15 protein-coding genes are annotated in these 20,759 nt (G+C 73.6%); 11 read left to right on the plus strand and 4 right to left on the minus strand.

Features of this window, described 5'->3' with window-relative positions; translation table 11 throughout:
• Positions 1–19: 19 nt before the first annotated feature.
• Entirely contained in the window at positions 20–952 is a 933-nt protein-coding gene (locus tag OG490_RS27420; protein ID WP_330301091.1) for an ROK family protein, read from the plus strand.
• A 24-nt stretch (positions 953–976) separates the two neighbouring features.
• On the opposite strand, the gene OG490_RS27425 is transcribed toward OG490_RS27420, so the two are convergent.
• On the minus strand, positions 977–1,972 hold the full coding sequence (locus OG490_RS27425; protein ID WP_330298927.1) for a TAXI family TRAP transporter solute-binding subunit: 996 nt from the start codon (positions 1,970–1,972) through the stop codon (positions 977–979).
• 115 nt (positions 1,973–2,087) lie between these two features.
• Here OG490_RS27425 and miaB point away from each other — a divergent pair, with 115 nt between their 5' ends.
• Both miaB and OG490_RS27435 read left to right on the plus strand, forming a co-directional pair.
• Positions 2,088–3,608 (plus strand): tRNA (N6-isopentenyl adenosine(37)-C2)-methylthiotransferase MiaB, encoded by a 1,521-nt coding sequence (miaB, locus tag OG490_RS27430; RefSeq protein ID WP_330298928.1) that lies wholly within the window; start codon positions 2,088–2,090, stop codon positions 3,606–3,608.
• A 203-nt stretch (positions 3,609–3,811) separates the two neighbouring features.
• The gene (locus tag OG490_RS27435) at positions 3,812–4,519 is read left to right on the plus strand and encodes a class III extradiol dioxygenase subunit B-like domain-containing protein (protein WP_330298929.1); all 708 of its coding nucleotides are present in this window, start codon (positions 3,812–3,814) and stop codon (positions 4,517–4,519) included.
• A gap of 88 nt (positions 4,520–4,607) precedes the next feature.
• Here OG490_RS27435 and OG490_RS27440 read toward each other — a convergent pair whose 3' ends face one another.
• Both OG490_RS27440 and OG490_RS27445 read right to left on the minus strand, forming a co-directional pair.
• Complete coding sequence (locus tag OG490_RS27440; RefSeq protein ID WP_330298930.1) at positions 4,608–4,853, minus strand: antitoxin; 246 nt, start codon at positions 4,851–4,853, stop codon at positions 4,608–4,610.
• A gap of 23 nt (positions 4,854–4,876) precedes the next feature.
• Complete coding sequence (locus OG490_RS27445; RefSeq protein ID WP_330298931.1) at positions 4,877–5,098, minus strand: hypothetical protein; 222 nt, start codon at positions 5,096–5,098, stop codon at positions 4,877–4,879.
• A gap of 196 nt (positions 5,099–5,294) precedes the next feature.
• Between OG490_RS27445 and miaA the strand changes: the two genes are divergently transcribed.
• The 6 genes from miaA (at position 5,295) to hflX (ending at position 13,477) form a co-directional block, all read left to right on the plus strand.
• A complete protein-coding gene (gene miaA / locus OG490_RS27450; RefSeq protein ID WP_330298932.1) occupies positions 5,295–6,233 on the plus strand; it encodes a tRNA (adenosine(37)-N6)-dimethylallyltransferase MiaA in 939 nt (312 codons plus the stop codon).
• Between the two features lie 126 nt (positions 6,234–6,359).
• Entirely contained in the window at positions 6,360–7,010 is a 651-nt protein-coding gene (locus OG490_RS27455) for a hypothetical protein (RefSeq protein ID WP_443065883.1), read from the plus strand.
• 24 nt (positions 7,011–7,034) lie between these two features.
• The gene (dapF, locus tag OG490_RS27460) at positions 7,035–7,931 is read left to right on the plus strand and encodes a diaminopimelate epimerase (RefSeq protein ID WP_330298934.1); all 897 of its coding nucleotides are present in this window, start codon (positions 7,035–7,037) and stop codon (positions 7,929–7,931) included.
• 140 nt (positions 7,932–8,071) lie between these two features.
• A complete protein-coding gene (locus OG490_RS27465; RefSeq protein WP_330298935.1) occupies positions 8,072–10,228 on the plus strand; it encodes a RelA/SpoT family protein in 2,157 nt (718 codons plus the stop codon).
• 99 nt (positions 10,229–10,327) lie between these two features.
• The gene (locus OG490_RS27470) at positions 10,328–11,779 is read left to right on the plus strand and encodes a M1 family metallopeptidase (protein WP_330298936.1); all 1,452 of its coding nucleotides are present in this window, start codon (positions 10,328–10,330) and stop codon (positions 11,777–11,779) included.
• Positions 11,780–11,953: 174 nt separating this feature from the next.
• Positions 11,954–13,477, plus strand: a complete 1,524-nt coding sequence (gene hflX, locus OG490_RS27475) for a GTPase HflX (RefSeq protein ID WP_330298937.1) — start codon at positions 11,954–11,956, stop codon at positions 13,475–13,477.
• 117 nt (positions 13,478–13,594) lie between these two features.
• Here hflX and OG490_RS27480 read toward each other — a convergent pair whose 3' ends face one another.
• Positions 13,595–14,764, minus strand: a complete 1,170-nt coding sequence (locus OG490_RS27480) for a trypsin-like serine peptidase (RefSeq protein ID WP_330298938.1) — start codon at positions 14,762–14,764, stop codon at positions 13,595–13,597.
• A 522-nt stretch (positions 14,765–15,286) separates the two neighbouring features.
• Between OG490_RS27480 and OG490_RS27485 the strand changes: the two genes are divergently transcribed.
• Both OG490_RS27485 and OG490_RS27490 read left to right on the plus strand, forming a co-directional pair.
• Positions 15,287–16,558 (plus strand): diaminobutyrate--2-oxoglutarate transaminase family protein, encoded by a 1,272-nt coding sequence (locus tag OG490_RS27485; protein ID WP_330301092.1) that lies wholly within the window; start codon positions 15,287–15,289, stop codon positions 16,556–16,558.
• A gap of 2,192 nt (positions 16,559–18,750) precedes the next feature.
• On the plus strand, positions 18,751–20,736 hold the full coding sequence (locus OG490_RS27490) for an IucA/IucC family protein (protein ID WP_443065984.1): 1,986 nt from the start codon (positions 18,751–18,753) through the stop codon (positions 20,734–20,736).
• Positions 20,737–20,759: the final 23 nt, after the last annotated feature.

Below are 20,759 nucleotides of genomic sequence, written 5' to 3' on the forward strand. Positions count from 1 at the left end.
TGTGCCGGGCGACCCCGGCCTGACGGTCGCGATCGACATCGGCGGTACGAAGATCGCCGGCGCGCTGGTGCACCCCGACGGCACGATGACGGCCACCACCCGCCGTCCCACCCCGGGCGGCCCGGACGGGGACGCCGTCTTCGCGGCCGTCGCCGAGGTGGTCGCGGAGCTCGCGGCCGGCCCGCTGTGGTCCTCGGCGGTGCGCTGCGGGATCGGCAGCGCGGGCCCGGTGGATTCCGCGCGCGGCACGGTCAGCCCGGTGAACATCGGAGCCTGGCGGGAGTTCCCGGTCCAGGCCCGGGTCGAAGCGCGGCTCGCGGAGCACGGGGCACGGATCCCGACCGTGCTGGCCGGTGACGGGGTGGCGATGACCGCCGCCGAGCACTGGCTCGGCGCGGCCAGGGGGCACGCCAACGCGCTCTGCATGGTGGTCTCCACCGGCGTCGGCGGCGGACTCGTCCTGAACAACCGGCTCCACCCCGGCCCCACCGGCAACGCGGGCCACATCGGCCACATCAGTGTTGCCTTCGACGGGGAGCCCTGCGCGTGCGGGGGCGTCGGCTGCGTGGAATCCATCGCCTCCGGCACCGCCATCGCACGCTGGGCCCTCGCCCAGGGCTGGGTCCCGGCCGGGGACCCCACCGCGGCGGGCGTGGCCTCGGCGGCACAGGCGGGCGACCCGGTCGCCCTGGCCGCCTTCGACCGCGCCGGCCGGGCGCTGGCCGCGGCCATCGCGGCCACCGCCACCCTCGTGGAGACCGACATCGCCGTCATCGGAGGCGGCGTCGCCGCCTCGGGAGACACCCTCTTCGGGCCGATCCGCACGCACCTGGCCTCGTACGCGACCCTGTCGTTCGTCCAGGAGCTGCAGGTCGTCCCGGCGGCCCTGGGCACGCACGCGGGCCTGATCGGCGCGGCCGCGGCGGCCACGATGCTGCTGCCCTCGGCGTGAGCCCCGCGAGCTCTTCGGGTCCCGCTACGGCTTGACCGAGCGGTAGTACCGGGCGGCGCCCACGTGCAGCTCCAGCGGATCGGTGTAGATCGCCGTCCGCAGGTCCACCAGCTGCGCCGCGTGCACCTCGCGCCCGATCTTGTCCCGGCTCGCGATCACGGTGCGGGTGAACTGCTCCGTCAGCTCGGCGCCCATGTCGTCCCGGGTCACCAGCAGGTTCGGCACCGCCACCGTGGCCACGGCCGAGGTGTTGCGGGCCCGCGCGTAGGCGTCCTGCGGCATCACCGCCGCCCGGTAGTAGCGCGCCGGGGTGCCGCTGGCCTGGAGCGCCTCCACCAGGTCGCCCAGCTGCACGAGCCGGATGTCGAAGCGCTCCGACAGCTCGCGCACGGCGGTGGTCGGCAGCCCCCCGGACCAGAAGAACGCGTCGATCCGGCCCGCCTGCAGCTCCGCCGGCATCGTGTCGATGCCGATGGGCACCGGGGTGATGTCACGGACCGGGTCCAGCTTCGCCGCCGTGAGCATCCGCTCGGAGATCAGCCTGACCCCCGAGCCGTCCTGGCCCACCGCGACCCGCTTGCCCCGCAGGTCCTTGGCGGACTGCACGGGCGAGCCGGCGGGCACCACCAGCTGCACATAGTCGTCGTAGAGGCGGGCGAGGCCCCGCAGCCGGTCGGCGCCGGCCTTCCCGTCGAGGCGGTACTTGGACACCGCGTCGGCCGTGGCCACCGTGAAGTCCGCCTCCCCGGCGGCCACCCGCTGCAGGTTCTGCTGCGAGCCCTCGCTGGTCCGCAGGCGGACGCGGACCCCGGGCATGCTCGTGGCGAGCTCCTGCTCCAGGAGCTCGCCGTAGCGGTGGTAGACCCCCTTCTGGACGCCCGTACTGAAGGTCAGGTCCCCCTCCAGCTCCGGCGCCCCGAAGGGCCGCAGCCACCAGACGAGGGCGCCGAGCACGGCCAGTACGGCCACCAGGGCCCGCAGGGCACGGCGCCTGCTGATCCGGGGCGGTACGAGAGGCATGGCCGCGATCCTGCCACCGCCCCGCCGTCCTGTCACGGCCGACCACCCCCGACCGCCCCCGGCGCCCTCCGGATCCCCGGCCGAGCGCCGCCGGGAAGACCCTTACCCTTGATGCATGACCAGCAGCAGTGACCGGAGCCCGGGTGTGGACGTTCCCAAGAGCTACGAGGTGCGCACCTACGGGTGCCAGATGAACGTGCACGACTCCGAGCGGCTGTCCGGTCTGCTGGAGGACGCCGGGTACGTCCGGGCGCCCGAGGGGTCGGACGGAGACGCCGACGTCGTGGTGTTCAACACCTGCGCCGTCCGCGAGAACGCCGACAACAAGCTCTACGGCAACCTCGGCCGGCTCGCCCCCATGAAGACCAAGCGCCCCGGCATGCAGATCGCCGTCGGCGGCTGCCTCGCGCAGAAGGACCGCGACACGATCGTGTCCCGCGCCCCCTGGGTCGACGTGGTCTTCGGCACGCACAACATCGGCAAACTGCCCGTCCTCCTGGAGCGCGCCCGCATCCAGGAAGAGGCACAGGTCGAGATCGCCGAATCGCTGGAGGCCTTCCCCTCCACGCTCCCGACCCGGCGCGAGTCCGCGTACGCCGCCTGGGTCTCGATCTCCGTCGGCTGCAACAACACCTGCACCTTCTGCATCGTTCCGGCCCTGCGCGGCAAGGAGGAGGACCGCCGTCCCGGCGACATCCTCGCCGAGGTCGAGGCACTGGTCGCCGAGGGCGTCAGCGAGATCACCCTGCTCGGCCAGAACGTCAACGCCTACGGCTCCGACCTGGGCGACCGCGAGGCCTTCTCCAAGCTGCTGCGCGCCTGCGGCGCCATCGAGGGCCTGGAGCGGGTCCGCTTCACCTCCCCGCACCCGCGCGACTTCACGGACGACGTGATCGCGGCCATGGCCGAGACCCCCAACGTCATGCCGCAGCTGCACATGCCCATGCAGTCCGGATCCGACACGATCCTGAAGGCGATGCGCCGCTCGTACCGCCAGGATCGCTTCCTCGGCATCATCGAGAAGGTCCGCGCCTCCATCCCGCACGCGGCGATCTCCACCGACATCATCGTGGGCTTCCCCGGCGAGACCGAGGAGGACTTCCAGCAGACGATGCACGCCGTGCGCGAGGCCCGCTTCGCCAACGCCTTCACCTTCCAGTACTCCAAGCGCCCCGGCACCCCGGCCGCGGACATGGAGGGGCAGATCCCCAAGGAAGTCGTCCAGGAGCGGTACATGCGCCTGGTCGCCCTCCAGGAGGAGATCTCCTGGGACGAGAACAAGAAGCAGGTCGGCCGCACGCTGGAGGTCATGGTCGCCGAGGGCGAGGGCCGCAAGGACGGCGCCACGCACCGGCTGTCCGGGCGCGCCCCCGACAACCGCCTCGTGCACTTCACCAAGCCGGACCAGGAGGTCCGACCCGGTGACGTGGTGACCGTGGAGATCACCTACGCGGCCCCGCACCACCTGCTGGCCGAAGGCCCGACCCAGTCGGTACGCCGTACCCGCGCGGGCGACGCCTGGGAGAAGCGCAACGCCGCTCCGGCCGAGCCCAAGGGCGTCCTGCTCGGCATCCCGACCCTGGGCGTCCCGGCACCGCTGCCGGTGGCCGCCTCGGGCTGTTCGGTTCCTTCCTGACGCGTCTCCTTCCCAACGCGTCCCTCGCACCGCTCAGCGCTGGCGCGCTTCCCGGGCTTCGCGCCGCTGCGCCGGACTCCGTCCGGCGGCGGCCGGGCGGGGGCGCTGCCCATGCCGTCTGGCGCGGGGGCTCGTGTCGCAGCCACATCCCACCCTGCCGAGAGGCACCCGCCGCCCGGCCGGCTGCGGCTACGCTGCGGATCATGCTCGTAGCCGCCGCCGTCTGCCCCGCCCCGCCACTGCTCGTGCCCGAGCTCGCCGCGGGGGCCGCCGCCGAACTCGGCGATGCCCGTACCGCGTGTTCGGACGCGCTGTCGGTGCTCGCCGCCTCCCGGCCCGATCTGCTCGTGGTCGTCGGAGCCGCTGACCCGGACCACCACGGCTCCTACCCCCAGGGCTCCCGCGGCAGCTTCCGCGGGTTCGGGGTCGGGAGCGACGTACAGCTGGGCGAGGGCGAGGAAGGCCCCCGCCTGCTGCCCGTGCCGCTCGCCGTCGGCGCCTGGCTGCTCGGCCGCGCGGGCTGGGGCGCCGCGCCCGTGGAGGGGTTCGGGGTCGCAGGCCCCCTGGACACCGCGCAGTGCCTGGCGGCCGGCCGGGAGCTCGCCGCGCGGGACGCCCGGGTCGCGCTGCTCGTGATGGGTGACGGCAGCGCCTGCCGCACCCTCAAGGCCCCCGGCTACCTCGACGAGCGCGCCGCCGCCTTCGACGCCGAGGCCGCCCGCGCGCTCGGCGCCGCCGACGTGGCCGCCCTCACCGCGATGGACGCCGGGCTCGCCACCGAGCTCCAGGCCGCCGGACGGGCCCCCTGGCAGGTGCTCGCGGGCGCCGCCGAGGGCGCCGGTCTCGAAGGGCGGCTGCTGTACGAGGACGCGCCCTACGGGGTCGGATACTTCGTCGCCGCCTGGTCCTAGGGAGCGGGTCCGTCCGGCAGCGGCCCGGAACATGACGAAGGGGCACGACACCACGCCCGGTGGTGCCGCGCCCCTTTCCGGAACCGCGTCAGGAAGCCGCCGGCGGTGTCGGCCCGCCGGGGTGGTCCTTGTGCGCGATCTTGCCCAGGGCGTCCTTCGCCTTGTCCGTGCCGCTAGAGATCTGGCCGCTGTACTTGCCCTTGGTCTTGGAGTCCACGGCCTTGGCCATCTTCTCCAGATTCTGGGTGATCTTTCCCTCGTGCTGCTGCGCGAGGTCGCCGACCTTGTCCTTCGCGGGCGCGAGCTTGGCCTTCAAATCGTCCAGCAGGCCCATGGGTCACCTTCCGTTGGCGATCGCTACGTACGGGCACCCTCGCCGGCGGCCTCGCTGTCCGCGGCGACCTCCGCCGACTGCTGCTTGGGGATCTCGACGGCTTCCACCGTCTCGGTCCCCTCGGCCGCAGCCGGCTCGGTCACGGCCTCATCGGCCGTAGCGGACTCCGCCGTCAGATCCTCGGCAGCGACCTCTTCGGTCACTGCCTGGCTCTTGCGGCCGAGAAGCCGGTCCAAAATGCCCATGTCTACTCCTATAACGTTACTCGTGTGAGTGAAGTTCCGCCGTGGACGGACCGGCCTGCGCCGGTCGCGGGCCGGGCGTACGACAGGCGCGCGCCGGGCCGGAACCCCGCCAAGGCAACGACCCCGACCGGGCCGCGTCACGTAGCTCGATCGGGTACATAGCGGACTCTTGACGGCGGGCTGCGAGACTGGGGCAGTGAGGAAAGCAGCCCCCGCCCCGCGGGTCATCGCCGTCGTAGGACCCACCGCGGCCGGAAAGTCCGACCTGGGCGTCGCACTGGCCCGTCATTTCGACGGCGAAGTCGTCAACGCCGACTCGATGCAGCTGTATCGGGGGATGGACATCGGCACCGCCAAACTGACGACGGAGGAGCGCGGCGGAGTACCGCACCACCTCCTGGACATCTGGGACGTCACCGAGACGGCGAGCGTCGCCGAGTACCAGCGCCTGGCCCGCGCCGAGATCGACAAACTGCTCGCCCAGGGCCGCACCCCCGTCCTCGTCGGCGGCTCCGGCCTGTACGTGCGCGGCGCGCTCGACGCCATGGAGTTCCCCGGCACCGACCCCGAGGTCCGGGCCCGGCTGGAGGCCGAGGTCACCCTGCGCGGCCCCGGCGCCCTGCACGCCCGGCTCGCCGCCGCCGACCCGGCCGCCGCGCAGGCGATCCTGCCCAGCAACGGCCGCCGCATCGTGCGCGCGCTGGAGGTCATCGAGATCACCGGACGGCCCTTCACCGCGAACCTCCCCGGCCACGAGTCCGTCTACGACACGGTCCAGATCGGCGTGGACGTGGCCCGGCCCGAGCTCGACGAGCGGATCGCGCTGCGCGTGGACCGGATGTGGGAAGCCGGGCTGGTGGACGAGGTCCGCACGCTGGAGGCCGCCGGGCTGCGCGACGGAATCACCGCCTCCAGGGCCCTGGGCTACCAGCAGGTGCTGTCCGCGCTCGCCGGCGCCTGCACCGAGGACGAGGCGCGCGCGGAGACGGTGCGGGCGACCAAGCGGTTCGCCCGCAGGCAGGACTCCTGGTTCCGCCGCGACCCGAGGGTGCACTGGCTCAGCGGGGCCGCATCGGACCGTCGGGAACTGGCCGGACTCGCGCAGTCGTTGGTCGAACGAGCGGTCACAGCCTGATCACGTGATGGCATCGGGAAGCCCCGGCCGCCTGTCCGGGGCCCGCTGGCGTGCCATCATCAAACTTCCGGCGGTGCCGTCACCGGCGGTGAACGGCAGCGTACGAAGTCCGAGTGGGGAGGGCGCGTGGCGATGGAGGCCGGCCCTCGCGACACCGGTCGGGACGACACCCGACGGGAACCGGACCCGATGCTTCACGGCGCGCTCGCCGAGGCCGAGGCCGACGCGCTCGCACGGGCGGAGGGGTTCGGCGATGCCGACGAGCTCCCGGAGCCCGAAGAGCTCGCGGCAGTCGACGCGCTCGCCGTGGCCGACGGACTCGCCGTGGCCGACGGGCTCGTCGCGGCCGACGGGCTCGGACTGCCCGCGGGGCCCGCGCGGTTGACCCCCGACGGCCCGGACGCGCCGGACACCGCCGAGGCGGAGGCCGCCGCGGCGCCCGAGTTCGAGGTGGAACTGCGCCCGCAGCGGCGGCTCCGACTGTGGCAGATCGCCCCCATCGCCATCCTGGCCGCGGCCGGATCCCTGATGTTCGCCTTCCCCCTCGCCTTCGAGTTCGGCGACGGCGGAGCGGTCGTCGCCATGCTCGGATTCCTCCTCATGAGCTGCGCCGGCGGCTGGGGCATGATGGCCGCGCGCCGCGTGGGCTACGCCCTGCCGGGGCTCCCGGCCCGCGGCTCCGGGCGGCGCCCCGACTGGCGGGTGGCCGTGCTGTACGCGCTGGTCGCGCTGGCCGTCGTAGCGCTGGCGGTGTACCGGGTGGCCCGGCTGCGGTAGCCGGGGGCTCGGTACGATGGGCGGGTGACGCAGACCAGCCCCGCCTCCCCGCTCTCCTCCCTGCCGTTCCTCAAGGGCCACGGCACCGAGAACGACTTCGTGATCGTCCCGGACCCGGACAACGCCATCGAGCTGCCGGCGTCCGCCGTGGCGCGGCTGTGCGACCGGCGCGCCGGGATCGGCGCGGACGGCGTACTGCACGTGGTGCGCTCCGCCGCGCACCCCGAGGCCGCGCACATGGCCGGCGAGGCCGAGTGGTTCATGGACTACCGCAACAGCGACGGCTCCATCGCCGAGATGTGCGGCAACGGCGTCCGTGTCTTCGCCCGCTACCTCCAGCACGCCGGACACGTGGTCCCCGGCGACCTGGCCGTCGCCACCCGGGGCGGGGTCAAGCGGGTGCACCTCGACAAGACCGGCGACGTGACCGTCTCCATGGGCCGCGCCGAACTCCCCGAGGGAGAGGTCACCGTCTCCGTGGGCGAGCGCTCCTGGCCCGCGCTCAACGTCAACATGGGGAACCCGCACGCGGTGGCCTTCGTTGACAGCCTGGACGATGCCGGGAAGCTGCTGGACCCGCCCCCGTACAGCCCGGCGTCCGCCTATCCGACGGGTGTCAATGTCGAGTTCGTCGTCGACCGCGGCCCCCGGCACGTCGCCATGCGCGTCCACGAGCGCGGCTCCGGCGAGACCCGCTCCTGCGGTACCGGCGCCTGCGCGGTGGCCGTGGCCGCCATCCGCCGCGACGGCGCGGACCCCGCCGTCACCGGCACGCCCGTCACGTACACCGTCGATCTGCCCGGCGGCACGCTGGTCATCACCGAGCACCCCGACGGCCGGATCGAGATGGCCGGACCGGCCGTCATCGTGGCCGAGGGCGAGTTCGATCCGGCCTGGCTCACCGAAACGGCTTTCGCCTGAAGCTTCCCTCTAATGGGTGATCCGTTTCACGCTGAGCGAGAGGTGGACTGCGCCACGTGGTGGGGTCGGTAGCATCAGGCACCGGCCCTGCGGGCGCACCCCATGCCCACCACCGCCGGTCGAAGCCGCCGGAGGTTCCCATGAGTGCAGAGGCCACGAACCCCGAAGCACGTTCCGAAGCGCGCCCTGAACTTCGCAGACGGGGCCGGACCAGGCTTGACCTGCGACGACTCGGACGCGCCGCACTGCTCGGTCCCGCGTCGCGGGACCGGCTGCCGGACGCCATCGGCCACGTCGCCGAGGCGCACCGCGCCCACCACCCCGACGCGGACCTGTCCGTCCTGCGCCGCGCCTATCTGCTCGCCGAGACCTCGCACCGCGGCCAGATGCGCAAAAGCGGTGAGCCGTACATCACACATCCGCTCGCCGTGACGCTCATCCTGGCCGAACTCGGCGCCGAAACCACCACCCTGACGGCCTCTCTCCTCCACGACACAGTGGAGGACACCGACGTGACCCTCGATCAGGTCCGCGAGGAGTTCGGCGAAGAGGTCTGCTTCATCGTCGACGGGGTCACCAAGGTCGAGAAGATCGACTACGGGGCCGCCGCCGAGCCCGAGACCTTCCGCAAGATGCTCGTCGCCACCGGCAACGACGTCCGCGTGATGTCCATCAAACTGGCCGACCGGCTGCACAACATGCGCACCCTCGGCGTGATGCGCCCCGAAAAACAGGCCCGCATCGCCAAGGTCACCCGGGACGTACTGATCCCGCTCGCCGAACGCCTCGGCGTCCAGGCCCTGAAGACCGAGCTGGAAGACCTCGTCTTCGCGATCCTGCACCCCGAGGAGTACGAGTACACGCGCTCCCTCATCGCGGCCCACGCCGGGGACCGCGACCCGCTGCCCGCCATCGCCGAATCCGTCCGCGTGGTCCTGCGCGAGGCGGGCATCGCCGCCGAGGTGGTGGTACGCCCCCGGCACTTCGTCTCCGTACACCGGATCGCCCTCAAACGCGGGGAACTGCGCGGCTCCGACTTCGGCCGCCTGCTGGTCCTCGTGGGGGAGAACGCCGACTGCTACGCGGTCCTGGGCGAGCTGCACACCTGCTTCACCCCGGTCGTCTCCGAGTTCAAGGACTTCATCGCCACCCCGAAGTTCAACCTCTACCAGTCCCTGCACACCGCCTTCGCCACGCCCGAGGGATACGTCGCCGAGGTGATCGTCCGGACCCGGCAGATGCACCGGGTCGCGGAGGCGGGGGTGGTGGCGCTCGGCAATCCGTACACGGCCACCGCGGCCCCCGCCCCACCTGCGGCCACGAGCCCGACGGCGGCCCCGCAGCCGCCCGGCGAGGCCACCGAGGCGGCCGGGGCCGCCAAGGCCGCCGACATCGACGAGGAGCGGGTGGACCCGACCCGGCCCGGCTGGCTGTCGCGCCTGCTCGACTGGCAGCAGTCGGCGCCCGACCCCGACACCTTCTGGGACGTCCTGCGCTCCGAACTGGCACAGGACCGGGAGATCACCGTGTTCCGGGCCGACGGTGGAACCCTGGGCCTGCCCGCCGGCGCCAGCTGTATCGACGCCGCCTACGCGCAGCACGGCGAGGCGGCCCACGGCTGTATCGGCGCCCGGGTCAACGGGCGCCTGACCTCCCTGTCCTCCCGGCTCTCGGACGGGGACACCGTCCAGCTGCTCCTCGCGCACGACGCCACCTCCGGGCCCGCCGCGGACTGGCTGGACCACGCCAAGACACCGGCCGCCAGGATCGCCGTCAGCAGCTGGCTGGAGTCCCACCCCGACGGGGCCGGGCCCGCCGCGGCCGCGCCCCGGGCGCCGCTGTCGGTGATCGGGGCCCGCGGAGGCGGGGGCAACGCCGTCGCCGACCTGCCGGACGCCACCGTGCGGCTCGCGGGGTGCTGCACGCCGGTGCCGCCGGACGTGGTCGCGGGGTTCGTCGTACGCGGCGGGGCCGTCACCGTGCACCGGGTCCACTGCGCGACGGTGGCCCAGATGCGCGCGGTGGGGCGCACCCCCGTCGCCGTGCACTGGAGGGCGACCGCCGACTGCCGGGTCACGCTGGTAGCCGAATCGTTCGGCCGCCCGCACCTGTTGGCCGATCTGACCGAGGCCATCGCCCGCGAGGGGGTGGAAGTGGTGTCCGCGACGGTCGAACCCCCGGTCGAACAACGGGTCCGGCACACCTACACCCTGCAACTGCCCGATGCCACGGGGCTCCAGGCGCTGATGCGGGCGATGCGGGACGTGCCGGGCGTCTACGACGTCAGCCGGGCGTGAGCGGCCGAGGGGGAGATCGCTAGCCCGCCCGACCCCTTTCGGGTGGAGCCGTCGCGCGTCGTTCGCGGGGGCGTGGCGGGCGCTGGTATGCGATGGGGGATGCAGCTCACCTCCCCGCGCCTGCGCGCCGCCCTGCTGGCCGCGGCCTCCCTCACCCTCGTCGCCGCCGTGGTGCCCGTGCCCAAGGCCCTGGGCATCGGCGACCCGCTGTTCCCGGAGCTCGGGAACCCCGGGTACGACGTGCTCTCGTACGACCTGTCCTTCGCGTACAAGGACAACCGCACCCCGCTCGACGCGGTCACCGTCATCGACGCCCGCACCCTGGAGCGGCTCGAAACCGTCAACCTGGACTTCACCCACGGAAAGGTCGCCTCCGCCGAGGTCAACGGGGAACCGGCGACCTTCGCGAGCGTCGGCGAGGACCTCGTGCTGACCCCCGCCCGGCCCGTGGAGCGGGGCGCGCCCCTGCACGTCACCATCCGGCACACCAGCGACCCGCGCGGGCGCGGCGACGGCGGCTGGGTGGTCACCGACGACGGGCTGGCGATGGCCAACCAGGCCGACGCCGCCCACCGGGTCTTCCCCTGCAACGACCACCCCGCCGACAAGGCGTACTTCACCTTCCGGATCACCGCGCCGGCCGGGACCACGGCCGTGGCCAACGGGGTGCCGGGCGCGCTCCCGGCGGCCCTTCGCGCCGGTTCCGCGACCACGTGGACGTACCGCACGCTGCACCCCATGGCCACCGAGCTCGCCCAGGTCTCGCTCGGCACCTCGGCCGTCGTGCACGGCACCGGTCCGCACGGGCTGCCGCTGCGCGACGTGGTCCCGGCGGCGGACCGGGAGCGGCTGGAGCCGTGGCTGAAGAAGACCGCCGGGCACATCGAGTGGATGGAGGCGCGGGTCGGCCGCTACCCCTTCGAGAACTACGGGGTGCTGATCGCGAAGGCCAGGACCGGCTTCGAGCTGGAGACGCAGACCCTGTCGCTCTTCGAGAGCGGACTCTTCACGGGCGGCGGCGGATACCCCGAGTGGTACGTGGAGTCCGTCATGGTCCACGAGCTGGCGCACCAGTGGTTCGGCGACAGCGTGAGCCCGCGCACCTGGTCGGACCTGTGGCTCAACGAGGGCCACGCCACCTGGTACGAGGCCCTGTACGCGGACGGCCTCGGCAAGTACTCCCTGGAGCGGCGGATGCGCGAGGCCTACCAGCGCTCCGACCAGTGGCGCGCGGCCGGCGGGCCCCCGGCCGCGCCGAAGCCGGCCGCCCCGGGGGAGAAGATCGGGCTGTTCCGGCCGGCGGTCTACGACGGGGCCGCGCTGATCCTGTACGCCCTGCGGCAGGAGATCGGGGCCGAGGCCTTCGACCGGGTGGAGCGGCGCTGGGTGGGCGAGCACCGGGACGCGGTCGCGGGCACGGGGGACTTCGTACGGCTGGCCTCGCAGGAGGCCGGACGGGACCTCGGGCCGTTCCTGGAGCCGTGGCTGTACGGGAAGACCACCCCGGCGATGCCGGGTCACCCGGAGTGGGGCGGCCCGAAAAGCGTGTGACGGGTGCGGAAGGGGCATGCCACCATCGACGGGGCCGCGGCTGGGAGCCTCCGGGGAATCTCCGGGTGGTGTCACACGTTGGACATGACAGTGTTATGTCACGCGCGGGAGTAGCTTTGGCCTTGGCTCCGCTTCTGCTGTCGCGGACGCATTCGCAATCGACGTAAGGATCCAATGACCTCCTCTTCTTCCCCTTCCCAGGACGCGCGGGACGCACAGGACGACGCGCAGGGCGCGCCGGCCTCCGAACCGCAGAGCTTCACCGAGAGCCTTCGGGCCGACGCCCTGATGGAAGAGGACGTCGCCTGGAGCCACGAGGTCGACGGAGACCGGGACGGCGCGCAGTACGAGCGCTCCGAGCGCGCGGCCCTGCGCCGCGTGGCCGGCCTCTCCACCGAACTCGAAGACGTCACCGAGGTCGAGTACCGCCAGCTCCGCCTGGAGCGGGTCGTACTCGTCGGCGTGTGGACCTCCGGCACGGTGCAGGACGCGGACAACTCCCTCGCGGAGCTGGCCGCACTCGCCGAGACGGCGGGCGCACTCGTGCTCGACGGCGTGATCCAGCGCCGCGACAAGCCCGACCCGGCCACCTTCATCGGTTCCGGCAAGGCGCGCGAGCTGCGCGACATCGTCATGGAGAGCGGCGCCGACACCGTCGTCTGCGACGGCGAGCTCAGCCCCGGCCAGCTCATCGCCCTCGAAGACGTGGTCAAGGTGAAGGTGGTCGACCGGACCGCCCTCATCCTCGACATCTTCGCCCAGCACGCCAAGTCCCGTGAGGGCAAGGCCCAGGTCGCGCTCGCGCAGATGCAGTACATGCTGCCGCGCCTGCGCGGCTGGGGTGCCTCGCTGTCCCGGCAGATGGGTGGCGGCGGCGGTGGCGGCATGGCCACCCGCGGCCCCGGTGAGACCAAGATCGAGACCGACCGGCGTCGGATCCGCGAGAAGATGGCGAAGATGCGCCGGGAGATCGCGGAGATGAAGACCGGCCGCGACATCAAGCGGCAGGAACGCCGCCGCAACAAGGTGCCCTCGGTCGCCATCGCCGGATACACCAACGCCGGCAAGTCCTCGCTGCTCAACCGCCTCACGGGCGCGGGCGTCCTGGTGGAGAACGCACTGTTCGCCACCCTCGACCCGACCGTGCGCCGGGCCGAGACCCCGTCCGGCCGGGTGTACACCCTCGCCGACACGGTCGGCTTCGTCCGGCACCTGCCCCACCACCTCGTCGAGGCGTTCCGCTCCACGATGGAGGAGGTCGGCGACTCCGACCTCATCCTGCACATCGTGGACGGCTCGCACCCGGCACCGGAGGAGCAGCTGGCGGCGGTCCGCGAGGTCATCCGCGAGGTCGGCGCCGTCAAGGTGCCCGAGATCGTGGTGATCAACAAGGCCGACGCGGCCGACCCGCTGGTGCTCCAGCGACTGCTGCGGATCGAGAAGCGTTCCATCGCCGTCTCGGCACGCACGGGCCAGGGCATCGAGGAACTCCTCGCGCTCATCGACGCCGAGCTGCCCCGGCCGGCGATCGAGGTCGAGGCCGTCGTGCCCTACACGCGCGGCGGGCTGGTCGCCCGGGCGCACGCCGAGGGCGAGGTGATCTCCGAGGAGCACATCGAGGAGGGCACCCTGCTCAAGGCACGGGTGCACGCGGAACTCGCCGCGGAGTTCGCTCCGTACGTGCTCGCGAAGCACTGACGAGACCTCGGGCCTGACGCAGCCTCGTAGGACACACGACTGAGGGCCCCCCGCACGCGCGGGGGGCCCTCAGTCGTGTGTCATCCGTGATCCGGCATCAGCGATCTGCCGGGCGTGCTACTTGAACTTGCCGCTCACCGCGTCGAAGATGCCCTTCGCCTCCGGGCCCAGCCGGGGTCCGGCCAGCCAGCCCGCCTTGGCGGGGCCGATGGAGGTGTTGGACACCAGCGCCGGCTTGCCGTCGGCGCCCGCCGCGACCCAGCCGCCGCCCGAGGAACCACCGGTCATCGTGCAGCCGATCCGGTACATCGACGGGTCGGTCGCGTTCAGCGAGAGCCGGCCCGGCTTGTCGGTGCACTGGAAGGCCTTCTGGCCGTCGAACGGAGCCGCCGCCGGGTAACCCGTGGCCGTCATGTTCGCGACCTTGGGCACGGCCGGGGCGTTGAACTCCACCGGGAGCGCCGTACCGACCGTCTCCTCCAGGGACTTGCCGCCACCCTTCTCCGGGGTCACGTGCAGCACCGCGAAGTCGTACGGGGCACCCGCGCCGCCGGTCGGACCGCCGCTCGCGATCCACTGGTCGGAGGTCTGCGCCCAGTCGCTCCACCACACGCCGTACGGGGCCACCTCGTCGCGGGGAGCGCCCTTGAGCGCGGCCGCGGGCTTGCCGGCGTTGTTGTACGAGGGGACGAAGGCGATGTTGCGGTACCAGCCGCCGGCCTTGCCCGCGTGCACGCAGTGGCCGGCCGTCCAGACCATGTTGGACTTGCCGGGGTGCGCCGGATCCTTGACCACGGTCGCCGAGCAGACCATCGAGCCCTCGGGGCTGTCGAAGAAGACCTTGCCGGAGGCGGGGACGCTCTGGTGGTAGGGCGCGGCCGCGGCCTTCGCCGCCACCGGGGCCGGGACCGGATCGGTCACGCCCTGGTCCTTGCCCGCGTCCGGGTCCACGGCCGGAGGCTGCGGGGTCTTGCCGGCGTCACGCATACGGTCCGAGTCCCACAGGCCCTCGATGACCGGGTTGACGTAGTCGCCCGCCTCGCGGAGCCAGTCCTCCTTCTTCCAGTTCTTCCACGCACCCCCCTTCCACTTCTCCAGGTCGATGCCGTGCTCCTTGAGCTTGTCCTTGAGCGAGTCCGGGATCTTGACCCCGTCGAGGCTCGTGGGAAGGCTCGCGGCCACGGTCGGCTTGGCGTCGGTCTCACCGTCGCCGGGTCCGCAGGCCGCAGCGGTCAGCGCGAGCGCGGCCGAGCAGAGCAGCGCGGTGACCGGTCGGATCGGTCGCATGTCGTGAGTCCCCCTGGTGGTTCGGGATGGTGCCTGGATCGCAGCCCCCCACTATGCCGCTGCCGGGGGAGACGGCACAGCCCGGGGCGACGGTTCCGTGCAACCGGGCCCGTCTCCCGGGCAACCGGGACCGTTTCCCGGGCGGGGCAAGGATCTTGGGCGGGGCGGGACCCGGGGCGGGGCAAGGATCTTGGGCGGGGCGGGACCCGGGGCGGGGCAAGGATCTTGGGCGGGGCGGGACCCGGGGCGGGGCAAGGATCTTGGGTCCACCCGTGATCCGCCGCCGCCACCGTCGTTGGTACGTACGGGGGATGGGGGAGCAGCGTTGGTGTTCGAGGCGCACTCCGGAAGAGCAACCGTGCGGGAGGAGCGACACTCGTGGCTTTGACGAGCGAGCAGGCCGCGGCCGAGGCACTCGTCCCGCCGCAGGCGAACCGGGTACCGGGGGCCGCGGCGCAGGGGAGTTCGAGGGCGCCGGGAGGCAGGACGGCGCCCGGAGCTCGCACCGCACAGGGGGAGGGCATCCTGCGGCGGCAGGCACAACGGGAGTCCGCGGCGCGGACGTACGCGCGCTCCCTGCCCATCGTCCCCGTGCGGGCAAGGGGGTTGACCATCGAGGGCGCCGACGGCCGGCGCTACCTCGACTGCCTCTCCGGCGCCGGCACCCTGGCCCTCGGCCACAACCATCCGGTGGTGCTCGAAGCCATCCGCGGAGTCCTGGACTCCGGGGCCCCGTTGCACGTCCTGGACCTCGCGACGCCGGTCAAGGACGCCTTCACCACCGAGCTGTTCACCAACCTCCCCGCGGGCCTGGCGGCCGACGCCCGCATCCAGTTCTGCGGACCGGCCGGGACCGACGCCGTGGAAGCCGCCCTCAAACTCGTCCGGACCGCCACCGGCCGGTCGGGACTCCTCGCCTTCACCGGGGCCTACCACGGCATGACGGCAGGAGCACTGGAGGTATCGGGCGGTGCGGCGGACGTACGGGTGACCCGGCTGCCGTACCCGCAGGACTACCGCTGCCCCTTCGGGATCGGCGGGCCCCAGGGAGCGGAACTCTCGGCCCGTTGGACGCAGAGCCTCCTGGACGACCCCAAGAGCGGGGTGGCCGCGCCCGCCGGAATGATCGTCGAACCGGTGCAGGGCGAAGGCGGGGTCCACCCCGCCCCGGACGCCTGGCTGAGGAGGATGCGGGAGATCACGGCGGCCCGCGGGATCCCGCTGATCGCCGACGAGGTCCAGACGGGAGTCGGGCGGACCGGGGCCTTCTGGGGAGTCGACCACGCGGGGGTGGTCCCCGACGTGATGGTGCTGTCCAAGGCCATCGGCGGCAGCCTGCCGCTCGCGGTGATCGTGTACCGGTCGGAGCTGGACCAGTGGGCCCCCGGAGCCCACGCCGGCACCTTCCGCGGCAACCAGCTGGCCATGGCCGCGGGCACCGCGACGCTGGCCTACGTCCGGGAGAACGAACTCGCGGCACGGGCGGACCTGCTGGGCGCGCGCATGCTGACCTCCTTGCGCGGGCTGATCCCGGCCCACTCCTGCGTGGGAGACGTACGGGGCCGCGGCCTCATGATCGGCGTCGAACTGATCGACCCCGACACCGGGGAGGCCGCGCCCTCCCTCGCCGTGGCCGTCCGCCAGGCATGCCTGGACCGCGGCCTGATCGTCGAACTCGGCGGCCGCCACTCCAGCGTCGTCCGCCTCCTCCCTCCCCTGACCCTGACCGACGAACAGGCCGCGGCCGTCCTCGACCGCCTCGCCGACGCCATCCCCGCCGCCCTCCGCCGCTAAGGACCCCCATGCCCCACCCGAACCACCACCCCCTGGACCCCCCACCCCCACCCCACGCCCCGCAACCCCCGGCCGTCGCCGCTCAGGCGCAGGGCCTCGCGTCCGCTGCGGGGATGTTCCCGGCCCCGGAGCCCCCGGCCGTGGCTGCGCCTGCGCGGGGTTCCGGGTCCGCTGCCGGCCAGGGTTTTGCCTCCGCTGGGAGGCTGTCCCCGGCTTCGGAGCCTCCGGCCGTGGCTGCGCCTGTGCAGGGCTTCGCGTCCGCCGCCGGGCAGGGCCTTGCCTCCGCTGCGGGGCTGTCTCCAGACCCGCAGCCTCCGGCCGCGGTGGCCCCCGTGCAGGGCTCCGGGGCTGCTGTCGGGCCGTTGCCCGCTCCGGAGCCCCCGGCCGTGGCTGCCCCTGCGCGGGGTTCCGGGTCCAATGTCGAGCTGTTCCCTGCTCTGGAGCCCCCGGCCGTAGCCGCCGCCGGGCTGTTGCCCGTTCCGGAGCCCCCGGCCGTGGTCGCTGCCACGCCGGGTCTCGCCTCCACTGCCGGGCTGTCCCCTGCCCCGCAGCCCCCGGCCGTGGTCGCCCCTGTGCAGGGGGCCGGGGCCACTGCTGGGCTGTCCTCCTACTCCGAGCCCCCGGCCGCATCCGCCCCCGTGCAGGGCTCTGGGTCCGCTGCTGGGCTGTTGCCCGCTCCTGAGCTCCCGGACGTGGTCGTCGCCGGGCAGCCGCCGGTCGTTGAGGCTGCGCCCGCGCTGGGCTTCGCGTCCGCTGCCGGGCTGTCCCCGGTTCTGCCCGCCGCGACTCTGCCGATGCGAGCACCGCAGGGCCCGCGGTCCGGGTCCCCTTCCGGAACTGCCGCCGGACCTTCCGAGACCGTCCCGGCAGGCTCTTCGCTCCCGTCCACGCCGGGGACACTGCCTCCGACTGCCACCAGAAGACTTCTACCGCCGCCGCCAGTGCATCCGACCCCCGCCCACAGGAGCGCACCCTCCACGAGGACCGAGCCCGCGCTGGCTTGGGTCATCCCGGCCGGCCCCCTGCCATCGGGCGCTCCCGCCCGGGGCGCCATGCAACCCGGAGGGAACGAGTCCAAGGCGTCTGCGGCCGTCCCACACCCCGGATCGGCGCCGTCTCCGGCTTCGGCCGTTCTGGACATCCCACTGGCCACGGGCACCGACTCCCTACCGCCCGCAGCCACCGCACCGACCCCCGACGTGCCCTCTGCCCCCGGGACCGCCTCCGCGTGGCCGTCGCCGATGCCCGCCGGATCCCCGCCCCTGTCCACCGCAGCCCCGACCAAGTCCCCCCTCCCACCGCCGACCGAACCTCCCACCTCCCCCCTGACCAGCGGGAGCATCCCTCCGCTCCTCCCAGCGGCCCCGGTCCCGCCTACCCGGGCCACCCCCATGAGCCCGGCGAGCCCAGCCGACAGCACGGCCGCAGCCTCCCCGCCAGCCCCGACCTGGCCCTCGCCGGTGCGCCCCCCGGCCCCGGCGGGTCCCGGCAGCGGTGCCCAGTTTTGGGCCCCGGCCCCGGCCGGTCCCGGCATTCCGGAGCTTCCGCATTCGGCAGTCCCAACGGGGGTTGTGGACGGGGCGCCCCCAAGCACCTCCGCAGAGGGCCTGCCGACTCCGAGCGCGGCGGCCTCCGGGTCCGACGAGCCGCCGTCTCGGAATCCGTGGGTCACGCCACCCACCGCCTCGGACGGCAGGAACCCGGAACCAGCAGCCGACGGTGTGACCGGATGGCCTTCGGCCCGTCCGGCTCGGCTCCTGTCTGAGCCGCCCGCCTCGCCGGGTGCTCTCGGCGTGGTGCCGGACCGCCCTCCGGTGCTCGCCCCCACCCCCACCCCCACCGCCGACCTGGATGTGCCGGGCCCCGTCGGTGCGTTGACGCTGACCGGCCCCGTGGGGGCTCAGGCCGCCTCGGCGGCTGTCGCCGGAGCCGTGGCCGGACCGTCCCCGGCCGCCTCCGGCGCACCGACCCCCGGCTTCGCCGACCCGGCTGTGCCCCTCGCTCCGGGGAATCAGGCCGGGCTGTCCCCGGCCGTGTCCGGCGGGGCACCACCGGCGCGTCCCGCGCCAGTGGCCACGTCCGGTGGTGCCTGGACAGGGATCCCCCCGGTCTCAGCCTCCGCGGCCTTCGCCATGACCGCCGACGGCACGCCGGACGAGGCACGCCACACGCAGCCCCCGGCGGACTCCGGCATGGCCGAATCGGCGGGGCAGCCCCAGGAACCGGCTGCCGCACCCCCTGCAGCCGCCGCCGGGCCAGGCAACGCTTCGACCGGCCCGGTCGGTGCCTTGCCCGCCATGCCGGGCCCGGGTATGCCCTGGGCGGCCGCCGAGCCGCGGCTCGGCGGGGAAGTCGGCGCCACCGTCCCCCGGCAGAAGGACGGCACCGTCAGCCCCCGCACGGGAGCGGCCGACCCGCTGGACCACCCCGACCCCCTGGTCGCCGCCGAGGCCGCCTCGGTGGAGAACCTGCTGCGGTGCTGGGTCCGCGAGACCGGGCTCGCGCAGCCCACCGGGCCCGTGCTGCGCGTCCCCCTGCCCGCATCCGGCGCCGCCCTGCTCGTCGCCGTCCGATACTGGTCGGCCGCCGGCTGGCACCGTTTCGGCCCGGCCCTGCTCGAAGGTGCCCCCGTCGACGCCCCCGCCGTGGACGCCGTCACCCTCGCCGCCCTCATCTCCCGCGAGGGCCGTGCCGTCCGAGGCGGCACCGCTTCCGCCAACACCCCTTCCGGTGACGCCGCCCCCAGCGGTGCGGACCTCGTCGGCCGGGTCGCCGACTCGGTGCACCGGACCGCCGAGTTCATCGCCGATCGCCGCCGACGGCCGGCCGCCCCCGCTTCCGTCGCCGAGGACCTGTTCCTCACCGCCGAACAATCCCTCCTTCTCGGCCACCCGTTGCACCCGACCTCGAAGAGCCGCGAAGGCCTCTCCGAAGCCGAGGTGCGCGCCTACTCACCCGAACTCCACGGCTCCTTCCCCCTCCACTGGGTGGCGGTCGCGCCCACAGCGCTCGCCACCGACTCCGCCTGGACCGAACGCGGCCGCCCGGTCTCCGCCGCCCAGCTGCTGGGCCGCCTCGCGCCCGGTCTTCCCGTGCCCGAGGACACCACCCCCCTTCCCCTGCATCCCTGGCAGGCGCAGGACCTGCTCCAGCGCCCCGCGGTCACCGCCCTCCGCGACGCGGGACTCCTGTACGACCTGGGCCCGTACGGCGAGCCCTGGTACCCCACCTCCTCCATCCGCACCGTCCACCGGCCCGGTGCCCCCGCGATGCTCAAGCTCTCCCTGGGCCTGCGCATCACCAACTCCCGTCGGGAGAACCTCCGCAAGGAACTCCGCCGCGGCGTCGAAGTCCACCGGCTGCTGCGCACCGGGCTCGCGGAGCGGTGGCAGGCGGCCCACCCCGGCTTCGACGTCGTCCGCGACCCCGCCTGGGTGGCCGTGAACGCCCCGGACGGCACCCCCGTCCCCGGCCTCGACGTCCTGCTGCGTCACAACCCCTTCCGCTCGGGCGACGACGCCCTCTGCGTCGCCGCACTCACCGCACTGCGCCCGTGGCCCGGGCGGACCACCATGAGCTCCCGGCTCGCCGAGACGGTCTCGCGTCTCGCCGCCACCACCGGGCGGACGACCTCCGCCGTCTCCGCCGAGTGGTTCCTGCGCTACCTCGACCACGTCGTCCTGCCGGTCCTCGCCTTCGACTCGCTCGCCGGCATCGCCCTCGAAGCGCACCAGCAGAACACGCTGGTCCTCCTCGACCCGGCCGGCTGGCCTGTCGGCGGCCGCTACCGCGACAACCAGGGCTACTACTTCCGCGCCTCCCGCCGCACGGAACTGGAGCACCGGCTCCCCGGTATCGGCGCCGCCAGCGACACCTTCGTCTCCGACGCCGTCACCGACGAACGCTTCGCCTACTACCTCGGCATCAACAACGTGCTCGGTCTCATCGGAGCCTTCGGATCCCAGCGGCTCGCCGACGAGCGCGTCCTGCTCGCCGCCTTCCGCAGGTTCCTCGGCAAGGCCCTGGACCTCGGCCCACTCCCCGCGCGGCTGCTCGACTCACCCACCCTGCGCTGCAAGGCGAACCTGCTCACCCGCCTGGGCGGCCTCGACGAGCTCGTCGGCCCCGTCGACACCCAATCCGTCTACGTCACCATCGCCAACCCCCTTCACGATTGACGCGTCACCACCGACACGGAGAA

Origin of the sequence: Streptomyces sp. NBC_00503 (genome assembly GCF_036346895.1) — a bacterium.
Taxonomy (GTDB): domain Bacteria; phylum Actinomycetota; class Actinomycetes; order Streptomycetales; family Streptomycetaceae; genus Streptomyces.